Origin of the sequence: Conexibacter stalactiti (assembly GCF_033542075.1) — a bacterium.
GTDB classification, from domain to species: Bacteria; Actinomycetota; Thermoleophilia; order Solirubrobacterales; family Solirubrobacteraceae; genus Conexibacter; species Conexibacter stalactiti.
Genome location: NZ_JAWSTH010000234.1, coordinates 1 through 991, shown reverse-complemented (window position 1 = coordinate 991; position 991 = coordinate 1). Strand labels below are relative to the sequence as shown.

1 pseudogene is annotated in these 991 nt (G+C 80.6%); it reads left to right on the top strand.

Going from position 1 to position 991, the window contains the following annotated elements:
• Window positions 1-991, top strand: a pseudogene (locus R7226_RS31515) (hypothetical protein); the annotation flags it as partial.

Genomic DNA, 991 nt, shown 5'->3' with positions numbered 1-991 from the left:
ACCGCTCGACGCGGCGGCCGCGCGGGCGCTGGCGGCGCGCGGCGCGGGCGGCTCGCCGGGCGCCAACCTGCGTGCCCGCGTCGACGCCTGCGGCGGCAACCCGTTGTTCGTCACCCTGCTCGTCGAGGCGCTCGCCGCCGACGACGCGATCGTGCTGGCCGCCGACGGCCGCGCCGAGGTCGCCGACGGGGCGCTGCCGGCATCGCTGGCGACGACGGTGCTCGGCCGCCTGCGCGCGCTCCCGGCCGAGACGGTGGAGCTGCTCGGGCTCGTGTCGGTGCTCGGCTCGGAGTTCGCGCTCGCCGACCTCGCGTCGCTGACCGGCCGGCCCGCGGCGACGCTGTGGCCGCCGCTGCGCGAGGCGCTCGCCGCCGGTCTGCTGGTCGAGCGCGGTGAGCGCCTCGGCTTCGGGCACGACGTCGTGCGCGAGGCGCTCTACGACGATCTCCCGCGCAGCGTTCGCGCCGGCCTGCACCTGGAGGCCGGCCGTGCGCTGGCGGCCGCGGGCGCCGATGCGCTCGCGGTCGCCGAGCAGCTCGTGCGCGCGGAACGGCGCGGCGACGCCGAGACGATCGCGTGGCTGGAGCGCGCCGCGCGCGAGGCGGCCGCGCGCAGCGCCGGTGTCGCGGCCGAGCTGCTGGAGGCGGCGCTGGAGCTGGCCGGCCCGGCCGATCCCGCGCGCGGCCGGCTGGATGCGGAGCTGTCGCTGCACCTCGTCGCCGCCGGCCGGCGCCAGGAGGGCGAGCTGCTGCTGCGGCGGGTGCTGGAGGAGCGCGCCTATCCGCCCGGCGAGGGCGCGCTGCGGCTCGCGCTCGCGCGCTCGCTGCTCGACCGCGGCCAGGTCGCGGAGGGCCTCGGCGAGGCGGCGATCGCGGCGCGATCGCCGTCGGTCGCGGCCGGCGACCGCGCCGAGGCGCTCGCGTGGGCGACGATGGGCCCGCTGCTGGCGCACGACCTCGACGCCGCCGCGGCGGCCGCGGAGCTGGCGCTG